This is a genomic window from Achromobacter spanius (genome assembly GCF_002812705.1).
In the GTDB taxonomy this organism is placed as follows: Bacteria; Pseudomonadota; Gammaproteobacteria; order Burkholderiales; family Burkholderiaceae_B; genus Achromobacter; species Achromobacter spanius.
The window spans coordinates 2,065,822-2,081,414 of record NZ_CP025030.1 but is presented as its reverse complement, the minus strand read 5'-3'; the positions used below and the strand labels follow the sequence as shown (position 1 = coordinate 2,081,414).

General features: G+C 64.3%; 11 protein-coding genes. 5 read left to right on the top strand and 6 right to left on the bottom strand.

What is annotated here, in order from left to right:
• Positions 1-7 precede the first annotated feature (7 nt).
• Complete coding sequence (gene dapA / locus CVS48_RS09480) at positions 8-913, top strand: 4-hydroxy-tetrahydrodipicolinate synthase (protein WP_100854223.1); 906 nt, start codon at positions 8-10, stop codon at positions 911-913.
• Between the two features lie 586 nt (positions 914-1,499).
• A complete protein-coding gene (locus CVS48_RS09475; protein ID WP_100857483.1) occupies positions 1,500-2,771 on the top strand; it encodes an IS256 family transposase in 1,272 nt (423 codons plus the stop codon).
• Positions 2,772-2,852: 81 nt separating this feature from the next.
• On the opposite strand, the gene CVS48_RS09470 is transcribed toward CVS48_RS09475, so the two are convergent.
• From CVS48_RS09470 to CVS48_RS09455, 4 genes are all read right to left on the bottom strand, one after another.
• Positions 2,853-3,680 carry an IclR family transcriptional regulator gene (locus CVS48_RS09470; protein WP_100854222.1) on the bottom strand — a complete coding sequence of 276 codons (828 nt, stop codon included), beginning with the start codon at positions 3,678-3,680 and terminating at the stop codon, positions 2,853-2,855.
• A gap of 120 nt (positions 3,681-3,800) precedes the next feature.
• Positions 3,801-4,583, bottom strand: a complete 783-nt coding sequence (locus CVS48_RS09465; protein WP_100854221.1) for a phytanoyl-CoA dioxygenase family protein — start codon at positions 4,581-4,583, stop codon at positions 3,801-3,803.
• Positions 4,584-4,700: 117 nt separating this feature from the next.
• Positions 4,701-5,816 (bottom strand): AI-2E family transporter, encoded by a 1,116-nt coding sequence (locus CVS48_RS09460; RefSeq protein ID WP_100854220.1) that lies wholly within the window; start codon positions 5,814-5,816, stop codon positions 4,701-4,703.
• A gap of 152 nt (positions 5,817-5,968) precedes the next feature.
• A complete protein-coding gene (locus CVS48_RS09455) occupies positions 5,969-7,051 on the bottom strand; it encodes a LysR family transcriptional regulator (protein WP_100854219.1) in 1,083 nt (360 codons plus the stop codon).
• Positions 7,052-7,436: 385 nt separating this feature from the next.
• Between CVS48_RS09455 and CVS48_RS09445 the strand changes: the two genes are divergently transcribed.
• The 3 genes from CVS48_RS09445 (at position 7,437) to CVS48_RS09435 (ending at position 13,420) form a co-directional block, all read left to right on the top strand.
• The gene (locus tag CVS48_RS09445; protein WP_172616203.1) at positions 7,437-8,633 is read left to right on the top strand and encodes an efflux RND transporter periplasmic adaptor subunit; all 1,197 of its coding nucleotides are present in this window, start codon (positions 7,437-7,439) and stop codon (positions 8,631-8,633) included.
• A gap of 26 nt (positions 8,634-8,659) precedes the next feature.
• Positions 8,660-11,875, top strand: a complete 3,216-nt coding sequence (locus CVS48_RS09440) for an efflux RND transporter permease subunit (protein ID WP_100854217.1) — start codon at positions 8,660-8,662, stop codon at positions 11,873-11,875.
• A 66-nt stretch (positions 11,876-11,941) separates the two neighbouring features.
• Positions 11,942-13,420, top strand: coding sequence for an efflux transporter outer membrane subunit (locus tag CVS48_RS09435; protein WP_100854216.1), 1,479 nt, complete (start codon positions 11,942-11,944; stop codon positions 13,418-13,420).
• 440 nt (positions 13,421-13,860) lie between these two features.
• Here the strand turns inward: CVS48_RS09435 and CVS48_RS09430 are convergent, their stop codons facing one another.
• Positions 13,861-14,478, bottom strand: coding sequence for a hypothetical protein (locus tag CVS48_RS09430; RefSeq protein ID WP_100854215.1), 618 nt, complete (start codon positions 14,476-14,478; stop codon positions 13,861-13,863).
• Entirely contained in the window at positions 14,478-15,413 is a 936-nt protein-coding gene (locus CVS48_RS09425) for a LysR family transcriptional regulator (RefSeq protein WP_100854214.1), read from the bottom strand. Before CVS48_RS09425 ends, CVS48_RS09430 begins: the two co-directional genes overlap by 1 nt.
• Positions 15,414-15,593: the final 180 nt, after the last annotated feature.

Genomic DNA, 15,593 nt, shown 5'->3' with positions numbered 1-15,593 from the left:
CCCCAACATGCTGAACGCAACCCATCTGCGCGGAGTCTTTCCCGCGATCCCGACGCCGGTCAACGCCGACGACACCATCAACGTTAAGGCGGCCCAGGCGCTGGTGGCCTACCTGCTCAAGCAAGGCATCGACGGCATCGTGCCCTTGGGCGGCACGGGCGAGTACGGCGCGCTGGCCCGCGCCGAGCGCATCCGCATGTGCAAGCTGACGGTGGAGGCCGTGGCCGGCCGCGTGCCGGTGATTCCCGGCGTGCTGGACCCCGGCTTTCATGATGCGCTGCAAGCGGGCAATGAATTCGCGGATGCTGGCGCGGATGCCTTGATGGTGCTGACGCCGTACTACACGACCCCGACGCAAGCGGGTATCCGCGATTACTTTTTGCGCTATGCGGACGCGTCGCCGCTGCCCGTGATGATCTACGAAATTCCGTACCGCACGCGGATTGCGATTGCGCCGGAGGTGCTGCATGAGCTGTCGCGCCATGAAAATATTATTGGCATGAAGGCCTGCAATACGGACATGTATCACTTCCTGCGTACGGTGGCGGGGGTGGATGAGTCGTTCGCGGTGTTCAGTGGGGAAGACACCTTGCTGCCGGTGCATTTGGCCGCCGGCGCGAAGGGTGGGATCGTGGTGACGGCAAGTCTGCTGCCGTCGGCGTGGAAGCAGGTGTATGCGTTGGCAATGGAAGGGCGCACGAGTGAATCGATGGCGCTGCATCGCCGCTTGATCCCGTTGATGAATCTGGCGTTCGCGGAAACAAATCCGGGGCCGATGAAGTCGGTGATGGATTTGATTGGAGTGAATGCGCCCGAGGTGCTGGACCCGTTAGTGGCCCCGGCGGAGGGGTTGCAGGCGAAGCTGCGTGAAAAGTTGGTGCCGCTGTTGGAGGAGTTTGAGGGGGTGAAGTAGGCGGAGGGGCTGTGTGATGGGTTACGCGCGATGGACGTTGTCGTTCTTGCGGCGACCGTGCCGCGCTTCACCCATCCTACGGTGGGTTCGGCTTGCGTTGCATGATGGGTTACGCGCGATGGACGTTGTCGTTCTTTCGGTGACCTTGCCGCGCTTCACCCATTCTACGGGGGCTTCGTCTCGCGTTGCACGATGGGTTACGCGCGATGGGCGTTGGCGTTCTTGCGGTGATTTTGCCGCGCTTCACCCATCCTACGGTGGCTTCGGCATGCGCCGGCCGATGGGTTACGCGCGATGGGCGTTGGCGTTCTTGCGGTGATTTTTCCGCGCTTCACCCATCCTACGGTGGCTTCGGTGTGCGCTGTGTGATGGGTTACGCGCGGTTGTATGTCCCCGGTCCATGCACGCGGTGGGTGTCGGCGTTCTTGCGGTGATTTTGCCGCGCTTCACCCATCCTACGATGGGGCGGTTGCACGTCACATCGTAGGATGGGTGAAGTGCGCGTGGGCGTGCAGAAGAACGCCGGCGCCGGACCTATCCGTGATTTTGTGTGCGAGGCATATCATGAGGACCAAAGACCATGGATATGCCGATGAAGAAGAGACGCACAGCAGCTGCTCAGGCAGCGGCCCGCGGGCCGCTGCCTGAAGTGCCGGCCGAGTTGCTGGATCATCTGGTCAAGGGACCGATGACGCCCAGCGAGGTTCAAGACCTGTTCCTGTCGTTCCAGAAGGCCGTGATCGAGCGGACGATGGCCGCAGAGATGAATTTGCATCTGGGATATCGGCCAGGCGAGGACAAGCCCGAAGGCCAGGCCAACGAGCGCAACGGCGCCAGTGGCAAGACGGTGCTGACCGAGCATGGCCCGGTGCGCGTGGAACTGCCGCGCGACCGGGACGGCTCCTTCGCGCCGATCCTGATCCCCAAGCACGAGCGGCGCTTCACCGGGTTCGATGACCGGATCATTGCCATGTACGCCCGGGGCATGAGCGTGCGCGAGATCCAGGCGTTCCTGGCCGAGAGCTACGGCACCGAGGTCTCGCCTGACTTCATCAGCTCGGTCACCGACGAGGTCATGACCGAAACCATCGCCTGGCAGAACCGGCCACTGGAGGCGATGTACCCGGTGGTGTTCTTCGATGCGTTGCGGGTCAAGATCCGTGACGACGGCGGGGTCAGCAACAAGGCGGTGTATCTGGCGCTGGGCGTGCAGGCCGACGGCCAGCGCGACGTGCTGGGCCTATGGGTTGAGCAGACCGAAGGGGCCAAGTTCTGGCTCAAGGTCTTCAATGACCTGAAGACCCGTGGCTGCCAGGACATCCTGATCGCGGTCGTCGACGGCCTGAAGGGCCTGGCCGATGCTATTGGCGCAGCCTTCCCGCGCACGACGGTACAGACCTGCATCGTGCATCTGATCCGCAACAGCCTGGATTACGCGGGATGGAAAGACCGCAAGGCAGTGGCCGCTGCCCTGCGTCCGATCTACGCTGCCGCCAGCGAACAAGCGGCCGAGCAGGCGCTGCAAACGTTCGCCGATGGACCCTGGGGGATCAAGTACCCAACGATCGTCCAGGCCTGGCAGCGGGCCTGGGAGAACGTCACGCCGTTCTTCGTCTTTCCGCCAGACATCAGACGCGTGATTTACACCACAAACGCCATTGAAAGTTTGAACATGCAGTTGCGCAAGATCATCAAGACGCGGGGGCACTTCCCCAACGATGAGGCCGCCATCAAGCTCCTATGGCTGGCGCTACGCAATGTGCTGGCCAAGTCCGTCAGGGCGACCTTCGACTGGAAAGCCGCCATGAACCAGTTTGCTATCCTGTTCGGTGAACGGTTTACTGCGGTGCGGGGATAACAACTTTTAAAACGCCTCGCCCACAAAAATACGGACAGGCCCCCGGCGCCTAGCGCACGGAACCCATCACAGCAGCATCCCCTACCTCGAATACCCCGCGAACTTCGACTTCGAAATCGACGTGGCCGCCACCTGCACGTGGGGGGCCAATTCGGCTTCGACCCGGGCCACCGTCCAACGTGTCGTCGGCACCGAAATATTGATGGCGGCCACCGCGAACCCGCGATGGTCCGTCACGGGCGCCGCCACTGAAATATCGCCCAACACCGTCTCGTTCACGATGATCGCGTAGCCCTTTTCGGCCACGCGCTGCACGCGGTCCAGCAACTTCTCGGGGTTCACTTCGGTGTACGGCGTAATCGCTTCCAGCCTTGTCTGCGCCAGAATCTCGCGGCGATGTTCATCCGACAGCCGTGACAGAATTGCCGTGCCCGACGCCGTGAAAAACGCCGGCAGGCGGCTGCCGACGGCGATGTCCACGTTCACCAGATGATGGCCGGGAAACCGCGCGACGAAGACGATCTCGTGGCCGTCCAGCTCTTGCAGGTTCGTCGTTTCACCCAAGGTGCGGCTGATGTCCAGCAGATAAGGCGATGCCTTGTCGATCAGCTCGTTCGCACGCACATAGTTGTACGAAAACTGCAGCACCTTCGGCGTCAGCCCATAGTTGCGCGTATCGGGAATGCGGCGCAGGTAGCCCAGCGTTTCCAGCGTGTAGACCAGGCGCTGCGTGGCGCTGCGGTCCAGGCCCGACTCACGCGCGATGTCGGCCAGGGTCATGTGCCGTTTGGAACCGTCGAAGGCGTGCAGGACCTGAAATGCTTTTTCAGTGGAGCCGACAAACAGCGACGACCGGGTTGCGGTGGGCGCCTGCGGTTCTTGCGTGTCGTCGATGTTTTTTTTGCGCACGGGGAACAGCCTATTGAGTTCTAGGGAGGCCACGCAAACATCAACGCGATGCGGGATTTGCCGGCCCGGCATCGCGTATTGCGCTTGATTTAATTGTAGTTCAATTACTAATAGCAGATATCAATCACTTTCGGCGGGCGCCACCAGCGGCACCCCGGGCTGCGACGCCGAACGGGTGCCCGCCACCGGGTGGCACGACGCGGGGTGATACGTATGCACCACCGACAACTTCACCTGATCGCTACGGTTGCCCTGCGCCGCGTGCAAGGTGCGGCAGTGGAAGAACACCACGTCGCCGGCCTGAAGCTCGGGGCACACGGCGCGCGCAATCCAGTCGGCGTTTTGCGGCGCGTCTTCGCGAAAGAACTTCTTCTCGTCGAACTGATCGGGCGCAAAGGCCGCCGCATGCGAACCCGGGATGAAAGACAAACCGCCGTTGTTGCGCGTTTCAGGCCCCAGGGCCAGCCAACAGGAAACCAGGTCGGTATCCGTAAAAGACCAATATCGGATGTCTTGATGCCACCCCGTCAGGCTGCCGTAGGCGGGGTGCTTGGTCATCACGCAGTTGTGGTGGACCGTGGACAGCACGGGCGGTTCGTCAAAGTAACGCGCCAGCCACTGTCCAATGCGCGGGTCCGTTGCCCATTGCGCGAACAAGGGGTCGCGCGCATAGGCGTTCAACAGCCGTCGCACCGTCAACCCGCCTTCGGCCCCGCGTGATGGCGGCGCGCCGGGGTATTGCAGGTCGGCTTCGTATTCGATGGGCGCTACATGCTCCGCCAAGTGGCGCTGGGCCAAGGCGCGCAGCGCGGCCACCTGGCTGGGGTCCGCGAACTGGCGGGCCACCACAAAGCCCTGCTTGCGCAGGACGGCTATCTGATCATCATGCAGAAACCCGGACATCTCGATCCTCACACCCCGCGGCGGTTGCGAAGCGTCTGCGTGCTGGGCAGGCGCGTACCGGTCAGGCGCCGGTATACGCGGGGATGGCTAGATTACCAAAGCGCCCGGGGCCGCGCGTCAGGCGGACGGGGTTTTTTCAACCTGGGGCGGCAAGGGCCGTTGGGATCGCCCGGCGTCCAGTTCCTGGACCTCGTGGTGGACCCATTCACGCCACACGGCCACCAGCAGCGCCATCAACACCGGGCCCACGAACAAGCCGACGATACCCATCGTCTTCACGCCGCCCACCAGCCCGAAGAAGGTCGGCAGGAACGGCAGTTTGACCGGGCCGCCCACCAGGCGCGGGCGCAGCGTTTTATCGACGATGAACAGTTCGACACTGCCCCACACCATCAGCGCGATGCCCGCAACCAGGTGCCCGGAGCCCACCAGATACAACGACACCAGCGTGAACGACAGCGGTGCGCCGCCCGGTATCAGGGCCATGAAGCCGGTGACCACGCCCAGCAGCACCGGCGACGGCACGCCCGCCACCCAGTACGCAATGCCCAGCACCAGGCCTTCGCCCAAGGCGATCAGGCCCATTCCGGTGACGGTGGAATTGATGGTGGCCGGCACCACGCGCGAAAAACGCTGCCAGCGGGCCGGCAGGATGCGTTCGCCCAGAACGTCCAACTGCGCCACCATGCGCACGCCGTCCTTGTAGACGAAGAACAGCGTAATCAGCATGAACAATACGGTCAGCAGAAGCTGGAACACGTTGCCCGTGGCCGCCAGCACCATGCGGTAGATGTTGCCCAGGTGCTCGCCGCTGACCGCCTCGACCAGTTCGCCCAGCGCATGCGGCTGACCAATATAGGATTCCCAGTACTGCCCCAGGCGTTCGCCAAAGACCGGCAAGGACGAGATCCAGTTGGGCACCGCCACCCCGTGGCGGTTGGCCGCGATGGCCCAGGCGAAGAAGGTGCTGGCTTCCTTGATGGCGTAGGACAGCGCGAATGACATCGGCACGATCAGCACCACGATGACCATCAGCAAGGCCAAGGTAGCCGCTATCGCCGTGCGGCCGCCACAGCGCACGACCAGGCGCCGGTACAAAGGCCAACTGGCCAGGCCGATAATCATTGCCGCCAGGGCGGGGACGAGGAAGCCGCTAAGGAAGTACACCCCAGCCAACAGCACAAGCAGCAGCAGCCAACGGGCGATCAGGTAAGCGGGAAGTACAGGCTGCATAGAGCGGATCGACAGTAAGGGCGTTGTAGGCTTTGACTGTCGGACTATACAGACGTTTCAAAAAATACGAGGGACACGATCCCTGTATTTACTACGGGGTTTCCCGTGGTCTGGCTGCGTGGCGCGCCATCGGACGCACCACGCCAGGGAGCTTACAGCGCGTACTCGGCCGCCTCTTCACGCGGGCTGCGACGGCGCGGCGGGGTTTGGGCCAAAACAGGTTCGGCCCGGGGCTGAGCCGCGGGCGCACCCATCGTCATGGCGCTGGGCATGCCCAGTTGACGCTGGTAAACGCCGCAACTGGCTGCCGCCGGGTCGGTTTCATCCCGGCCGCTAAGCAGCGGGCATCCGGCGAACAATTCCGCCACCCAATCGGTAAAGGCGCGCACCTTGGGCGACAACTGCCGGCTTTGCGGATACAGCACCGAAATGGGGGTGGAGCTAGGCTTCCACTGCGGCAGGATCTCGATCAGTTCGCCCGATTGCAAGTGAGGCAAGGCCATATAGCGGGCCACTTGGATCAGGCCGAATCCCTTCAAGCCGCAATCCAGATAGGCGCCGGCTTCATTCACCGCCACCGTGCCCTTCATGTCCACTTCCTGGTGCTTGCCGTCCACCTTGAAATCCCAGGCGCAGTTGCGACCCGTGCGGCTCATGAAGTAGTGCACGGCGTGATGATCGCGCAGCGATTCGATGGTTTGCGGCATGCCATGGCGCGCCACATAGGTGGGCGACGCGCAGGTAACCGTCTGCAGGGTGCCGATACGGCGCGCCACCAGGCTTGAATCTTCCAGGTCGCCCGCGCGGATCACGCAGTCCACGGCCTCTTGCACCATATCCACGGGGCGGTCGCCCAGGCCTAGCACCAGCTCGACGTCGGGGTATTTGTCGTGGAAATCACACAATGAGGGAATCAGGATCAGCCGCCCGATGCAGGTCGGCACGTCGATGCGCAGCCGCCCTTTCAGGCGCAGCGCCGCTTCCTGGAAGCAGGCCTCGGTTTCTTCGACGTCGGCCAGGATGCGCACGCAATGCTGGTAATAGCCCGCGCCGTCCGGCGTCAGGCCGATACGGCGCGTGGTGCGGTTGAGCAGGCGCACGCCCAGCAGGCGTTCGAGGTTCTGGATGATGGTGGTGACGGTGGTGCGCGGTAGCGAGAGGCTGTCGGCCGCCCGCGTGAAGCTATTGGCGTCCACGACGCGCACAAACACCTGCATAGCCTGAAAACGGTCCATGGCAACGGTGTCCTTTTGGGCTGATAAGTCGGGGTGAACGGAGCATAACCCGATTTCGGCGCTGATTAGTCATCCTTGTCGAACAGTGTTGCCGAAATAACTGAGTTTATCCGGCCCCACAAAACACTCAGAATGCAAACCATCTTGAAGTGCCCTTGCCTCCCGGCGACCCCACAGGGCATGTCAATCCTCAGCTTTCCACCCCTGTAGATGCCAGCCGCCAACTGGTTTTCTGCCTCGGGACCCTGACCTTGTTGAATGCTGCGTTGCAGCATAAGCAAATTCCCCGGGGATGCTCAGGACTGCCATGCCCGACCGCCGCGGCCGCCTCCGCCCCAGGCCCAAACAAGCGCGCTTTCGCACCTATACCACTCAAGGAAACATCATGGTTTCGCGTAATCGTATTGCTTTGCTCGTTGTTTTTGCTGCCGTGCTGGCGGCCGGAGGCGGCTACGCCCTGACCCGCGGCCCCGCCGGCGGCAATGTCGCCATGGCCCAGGGCGCCCCGGCGGCCCCGCCCGTGGAAGTGGCTGAAGTGATCAACAAGACCATCGTGGACTGGCAGCGCTATTCCGGCCGCCTGGAAGCCATCGACCGCGTCGACATCCGCCCGCTGGTGTCCGGCACCCTGACCAAAGTGCATTTCCAGGACGGCAGCATCGTCAAGAAGGGTGACGTGCTCTTCACCATCGACCCGCGTCCGTACAAGGCCGAGGTGGACCGCGCCGCCGCCGCCCTGACTGCCGCCCGCGCCCGCGCGTCCTACACCGCCGCCGATCTTGCGCGCGGCCAGCGCCTCTTGAAAGACAACGCCATCGCCCGCCGCGATTTCGAGGAAAAGCAGAACGCCTCGCGCGAAGCCGCCGCCAACCTGCAAGGCGCGCAGGCCGCGCTGGACTACGCCAAGCTGAACCTGGGCTACACCAGCATCGAAGCGCCGGTTGACGGCCGCGTGTCGCGCGCCGAAGTCACCGAGGGCAACGTGGTGGCCGCCGGCGCCGGTTCGGTGCCGCTGACCACCTTGGTGTCGGTGTCGAAGATGTACGCATCGTTCGACGTGGACGAACAAACCTTCCTGAAGTACGTCAACCCCGCCCGCAATGGCAAGGCCGGCTCGGTGCCGGTTGAGCTGGGCCTGGCGAACGAAGAAGGCTATTCGCGCACGGGCGTGGTGCAGTCGGTGGACAACCGCCTGGATGCCACCTCGGGCACGATCCGCGTGCGCGCCGAGTTCGACAACGCCGACGGCTCGCTCTTGCCTGGTTTGTATGCCCGCGTGCGCCTGGGCGGCAGCGAGCCCCGTTCCGCCGTGCTGATCGATGAAAAAGCCATCGGCACCGACCAGGATAAGCGCTACGTGCTGGTGCTGGACGACAAGAACCACGCCGTCTACCGCCAGGTGAAGCTGGGCGCCAACCAGGAAGGCCTGCGCGTGGTGGATTCCGGCCTTGCCGTCGGTGACCGCATTGTCGTCAACGGCCTGCAACGCATCCGTCCCGGCGACGCCGTGACCCCCACTGTCGTGCCCATGGTCGCCGCCAAGCGCGCGCCGGTGCAGACCGCCGCGGCCCAAGTCCAGTAAGGCCCGCGCGTCTTCAGAGAACGTTCATGAATATCTCAAAGTTCTTCATCGACCGGCCGATCTTCGCCGGTGTGCTGTCCATCCTGGTGCTGTTGGCGGGCCTCTTGGCCATGTTCCAACTGCCCATTTCCGAATACCCGGAAGTCGTGCCGCCGTCGGTGGTGGTGCGCGCGCAGTACCCGGGCGCCAACCCCAAGGTCATCGCCGAGACCGTTGCGTCGCCGCTGGAAGAATCCATCAACGGCGTCGAAGACATGCTGTACATGCAGTCGCAGGCCAACAGCGACGGCAACCTGACGCTGACGGTCAACTTCAAGCTGGGTGTGGACCCGGACAAGGCGCAGCAACTGGTGCAGAACCGCGTGTCGCAAGCGCTGCCACGCCTGCCGCCGGACGTGCAGCGCCTGGGCGTGACCACGGCCAAGAGTTCGCCCACGCTGACGCTGGTGGTGCACCTGATCTCGCCGAACGACCGCTACGACATCACCTACCTGCGCAACTACGCGATCCTGAACATCAAGGACCGCCTGGCCCGCATCACGGGCGTGGGTGAAGTCACGGTGTGGGGTTCGGGCAATTACTCGATGCGCATCTGGCTGGACCCGCAAAAGGTGGCGCAGCGCGGCATGACCGCGTCGGAAGTCGTGGCCGCCATCCGCGAACAGAACGTGCAGGTGGCCGCCGGCGTGATCGGCGCATCGCCCACGCAAGGCGATGTGCCGCTGCAACTGAACGTGAATGCGCGCGGCCGCCTGCAAACCGAGGAAGAATTCCGCGGCATCATCCTGAAGACCTCGCCCGATGGCGCCGTGACCTATCTGTCCGACGTCGCCCGCGTGGAACTGGACGCCCAGGAATACGGCCTGCGTTCGCTGCTGGACAACAAGCAGGCGGTGGGCATGGGCATCATGCAGTCGCCGGGCGCCAACGCCTTGGACGTGTCGTCCCAGGTGCGCGCCGCCATGGCCGAGCTGGCGCAAGACTTCCCGCCCGGCGTGGAATACCGCATCGAATACGACCCCACGCAGTTCGTGCGGTCCAGTATCGAAGCCGTGGTGCACACGTTGCTGGAAGCCATTGCACTGGTGGTGCTGGTGGTGATCCTGTTCCTGCAAACCTGGCGCGCGTCGATCATTCCGCTGCTGGCCGTGCCCGTTTCCATCGTGGGTACGTTCGCGCTGCTGCTGGTGTTCGGCTATTCCATCAACGCGCTCTCGCTCTTCGGGATGGTGCTTGCCATCGGGATCGTGGTGGACGATGCGATCGTGGTGGTGGAAAACGTGGAACGCAATATCGCGGCGGGCTTGAGTCCACGCGACGCGACGTATCGGGCCATGCGTGAAGTCAGCGGCCCCATCATCGCCATCGCGCTGACGCTGTGCGCCGTGTTCGTGCCGCTGGCCTTCATGACGGGTCTGACCGGCCAGTTCTACAAACAGTTCGCCATGACCATCGCCATTTCGACGGTGATCTCGGCCTTCAACTCGCTGACCCTGTCGCCCGCGCTGTCGGCCCTGCTGCTGAAAAGCCATCACGACAAGCCGGACTGGCTGACCCGTGGCATGAACCGCGTCTTCGGCCGCTTCTTCAACTGGTTCAACAACATGTTCGGCCGCGCGTCCGAGTCCTACGGCACGGGCGTGTCCAACGTGATCCGCCGCAAGGCGGGCGCCATGGGCGTGTACGCGGTGCTGGTGGCCGCGACGATTGGCGTGTCGTACCTGGTGCCCGGCGGCTTCGTGCCCGCGCAGGACAAGCAGTACCTGATCGGCTTCACGCAGTTGCCCAACGGCGCGTCGCTGGACCGCACGGAAGCGGTGATCCGCCGCATGAGCGACATCGCTTTGAAGGAACCCGGCGTGCAATCGGCCATCGCGTTCCCCGGCCTGTCGATCAACGGCTTCACCAACAGTTCCAGCGCCGGCATCGTGTTCGTCACGCTCAAGCCCTTTGGTGAACGCAAGAGCGCCGAGCTTTCCGGCGACGCCATTGCCGCATCGCTGAACCAGAAGTTTGCCGCCATCCAGGACTCGTTCATTGCCGTGTTCCCGCCTCCGCCCGTGATGGGCCTGGGCACGCTGGGCGGCTTCAAGCTGCAACTGGAAGACCGCGCGGCACTGGGCTATGCCGAACTGGACAAGGCCAAGCAGGCCTTCCTGGCAAAGGCGCGTGAAACGCCTGAACTGGGCCCGGCGTTCTCCAGCTATGAAATCAACGTGCCGCAATTGGATGTGGACCTGGACCGCGTGAAGGCCAAGCAGTTGGGTGTGCCGGTGACGGAAGTGTTCGACACCATGCAGATCTACCTGGGCTCGATGTACGTGAACGACTTCAACCGTTTCGGCCGCGTGTTCCAGGTGCGGGCGCAAGCCGACGCCCAGTTCCGCGCGCATGCCGACGACATCCTGCAACTGAAGACCCGCAACGCGGCGGGCGACATGGTGCCGCTGTCGTCCTTGGTGACGGTCAACCAAACGTTCGGCCCGGAAATGGTGGTGCGCTACAACGGCTACACCGCCGCCGACATCAACGGCGGCCCGGCGCCCGGCTACTCGTCTGACCAGGCGCAAGCCGCGGCGGAACGCGTCGCCGCCGAAACGCTGCCGCGTGGCGTGAAGTTCGAATGGACCGACCTGACGTATCAGCAAATCCTGGCGGGCAATGCCGGCTTGTGGGTCTTCCCCATCAGCGTGCTGTTGGTGTTCCTGGTGCTGGCCGCGCTGTACGAAAGCCTGACCTTGCCGCTGGCCGTGATCCTGATCGTGCCGATGAGCATCCTGGCTGCGCTGACGGGTGTGTACCTGACGGGCAACGACAACAACATCTTCACGCAGATCGGCTTGATGGTGCTGGTGGGCTTGTCAGCGAAGAACGCGATTCTGATCGTGGAGTTCGCCCGAGAGCTTGAGATGAGTGGCCGCACGCCGCTGGAAGCCGCGATTGAAGCCAGCCGCCTGCGTCTGCGCCCGATCTTGATGACCTCCATCGCCTTCATCATGGGTGTGGTGCCGCTGGTGCTGTCGTCGGGCGCCGGTTCGGAAATGCGCCATGCCATGGGGGTGGCCGTGTTCTTCGGGATGTTGGGCGTGACCTTGTTCGGCCTGTTCCTGACGCCGGTGTTCTACGTGTTGCTGCGTTCGCTGGGCGGCAAGCCGCTGCATTCGGCGGCTCCGCATGAAGCGCCGGAGTGCGCGCCGCACATCGACACGAACGCGCCGCCCGCCACGCAGCCCCACGCTTAACGCAGGCAGAAGAGAAGCCAGCGCGTCCTGCTCACAAGGCAGGGCGCGCGCCAAAGAGAATTCATCATGATCCAAAGACTGACCCGCGGTTCCGCCCTGCTTGCCGTCCTGCTCGTGCTGGCCGGCTGCGCGGTGGGCCCCACCTACGAAAAGCCATCCGCCGCTTCCCCGGCGGCGTTCAAGGAAGCGGCCTTGCCCGCGTCTGAAGCCGGCACCTGGAAGCCCGCCGAACCGTCGGAAGACGCGCTGCGCGGCGCCTGGTGGAAGGTGTTCGGCGACGAAGGCCTGAACCAGTTGGAAGAAGAAGCGCAGCAGGCCAACCAGAACCTGCAAGCCGCCGCCGCCCGCCTGGCGCAGTCGCGCGCGCTGCAACGCGAAGCCCGCGCCGGCTTTTTCCCAACGCTGGACGCGGCCTTTGGCCCGAACCGCCAGCGCCCGTCGGCCGTGTCGCAAGGCCTGCCCGACGGCACGTCCACCAGCCCGGTGACGACGTGGCGCGCGCAAGGCGCCGTGTCGTATGAAGCCGACCTGTTCGGCCGTGTGGCCTCCACCGCGGACGCCGCCACCGCCGACGCCCAACAAAGCGAGGCGCTGTACCGGTCGGTGCTGCTGGCCTTGCAGGCCGACGTGGCCTCGACCTACTTCCTGGTCCGCGAGCAGGACGCCGAATCGCAGCTTTACCATCAGACGGTCAAGCTGCGCACCGACACGCTGCAATTGATCCAGCGCCGTTTCGACGCCGGCGACATCAGCGAACTGGACCTGGCCCGCGCCAAGTCCGAGCTGGCCTCGGCGCAGTCGGAAGCGCTGGGCATCGACCGCCGCCGCGCCGCCGCCGAACACGCGCTGGCCGTGCTGCTGGGCCGCGCGCCGTCTGACTTCACGATGCCGCCGCAGCCGATTGAAAAGGTGGCGCTGTCGATTCCCGCAGGCTTGCCGTCCACCTTGCTGGAACGCCGCCCCGACATCGCCGCCGCCGAACGCGCCATGGCCGCCGCCAATGCCCGCGTCGGCGCGGCCAAGTCCGCGTTCTTCCCGCGCCTGGACATCACCGGCGCCTTTGGCTACGAGTCGTCCGACCTGGGCAACCTGTTCCAGTGGTCCAGCCGCACGTTCCTGCTGGGCCCGCTGGTGGGCGCCGCGCTGTCGATGCCGATCTTCGACGGCGGCCGCCGCCAGGCCGGCCTGGACCGCGCCCGCGCCGTGTATGAAGAGGACGTTGCCGTGTATCGCCAGACGGTGCTGAATGCCTTCCGCGAGGTCGAAGACAATTTGGCCAACCTGCGCATCCTGGCCGACCAGACCAAGGCGCAAGACGCCGCTGTCGAAGCCTCGGCCCGCGCCGCGATGCTGTCGCACACGCAATATCGCGAAGGCAGCATCAGCTACCTGGACGTGATCGAAGCCGACCGCAGCGTACTGTTGCAGCAACGCGTTGCCGTGCAGTTAAGCGGCGAACAGGCACGCTCGGCGGTAGCCCTGATCCGCGCCATCGGCGGCGGCTGGGACAACCCCGTCCCGCCAGATACGGTAGCGGCCCGGTAGGATGGGTGAAGCGCGGCAAGACCGCGCCTAGCACCCAAACGCCGATCGCGCGTAACCCATCATGCAACGGTTGCTGTGTGGCTAAGCTTCAAAAGAACTGGACCCTTGCTTGATGGGTTTCGCGCGATTGGCAATTTCGTTCTAATGAATTCCCTGCCGCGCTACACCCATCCTACGATGACACGCCGCCGTAGGATGGGTGCAGCGCGGCACAGCCGTGCCTAGAACGAAAATGCCAATCGCGCGGAACCCATCACACGGTCCGTAGGATGGGTGCAGCGCGGCATCACCACCGCCAGAACCCAAACGCCGATCGCGCGGAACCCATCATGCAACGGTTGCTATGTGGCTACGCTTCAGAAGAATTGTGGCGCTGCTTGATGGGTTTCGCGCGATCAGCAATTTCGTTCTATTGAAATCCCTGCCGCGCTGCACCCATCCTACGTTGGGAGTCTCCCGCGCTGCGCCACGCGCTGCGCCACCCGATATCCCGCGAACACATAGAACGCCGCGCTGTTCACGACCAGCCACGCCCCCAAGCCGCCCAGCAGCGCTAACACCGGGCCTACCGCCGTTATCCCGCCTTGGGTCCATACCGCCACGCCTAGCGCGCCGACTGTCACCAAACCCAGCACCAGCCACTTCACCACCACCAAGCCGGCTGACCTGCCCGCCATCACCCACACCACGCCTATCGCCAAGGCCAGCGCCGTGCCCGCGCATACCGCCACCAACGCGAACGCCGCCCATGCGGCGCCGGCGGATCGCAGCAGCAGGCTCAGCACCTCAATCCCCACGCCCAGGCCGCCCGTCATGACCAGCACCGCCAACACCAACGGCGACCACATGCCGGGCGGCGCGCGGCGGGCATCCATGTCGGCCACGAAGCGGTGCATCGCTGATGACGCCGCCGGGTCGTCGGGGTCGTGCATCCGCATCGCCGATGACCCCACCGGGCCGCCACGCTCATCCATCGCGGACAACACCGCCTCTACCTTGCGGCACTGCGCGATCAACGTGTTCAGTCCGGCCTGGGGCCTGTTGCCCGACGACGGCATCACAGCCTCGTCACGCCCGGCGCGTGTTCCGCCACCGTGTTGCGCAGCGCCGCCATGGCCTCTTGCACCGCCAGCGGCCGGAACGCATCTTCGCGCCAGTACATCGCCACCGATCCAAAGCCCGACAGCCGCACCGGAATGATCCGCATCGCCCGCATCTGCGAAAAGCGCAGCGCGGCGCGATGCGAGGCAACGCCGATCATGTCGCTGTTATTGATCAGCGTGAGGTTGATCGTGACCGAATTTGATTCCACGTGATCAGCCGGCGGCGCTTGCCCCGCCGCCGCCAGCGCGGCATCCACCGCGTTGCGGATCGGCGTGCCCTTGGGCCACAAAATCCATCGATACGACAACAGATCCGGCCACGTCGGCTGTTCAATCGTGAACAGCGGATGACGCGGCCGCGCCACCAAGTGGATCGGTTCCAGGTACAGCGCTTCAAAGCGAATGGCGGGGTCGTGGTGTTCAGGCGCCGAGCGGCCCACCACGATATCCAGATCGCCTTGCGCCAGTTGCGCCAGCAGCCGGTCGGTGGTGCCTTCCACCAGCTTGACGCGCGCTTGCGGCATGCGTTCCAACAGCTTCATCACCGCCAGCGGCACCGTATCGGAGGCCGACGCGCCGGATGCGCCGATCACCACGCGGCCGCCACCCCCTTCGCGCAGCGCGGCCATGTCGGCGCCCGCACGGTCCAGTTGCGCCTCCAGCCGCTGCGCGTGCGCGATCAGCACATCGCCATGCGGCGTGGGACGCAAGCCGCGCGCATGTCGTTCAAACAGCGGCAGCCCGATATCGTCTTCCAGGTCTTTCAGCCACTTCGACAGGCCGGGCTGCGTGGTGTTCAGCATTGCCGCCGAATGGCTGATGTTGCGGGTCTGCGCCAAGCTCAACAGCATCTTCAGATTGCGCAGCCGCAGGCGGTGGGTCCAGTCCATGCAGGCCCTCATCCGTTGGGGGGTTGTCTCGTATGTATATGTTTATTGGTATGGATAATAAGATAATTTCATTTCAAAACACATAGCTGTTCTACGCATAATTGTCTTCGAACCTGGACCAGCCGCGAACCACGCGGCGGCCCCCCGTAGAAGCCGGCATCAGCCGGACAACCCGGAGAC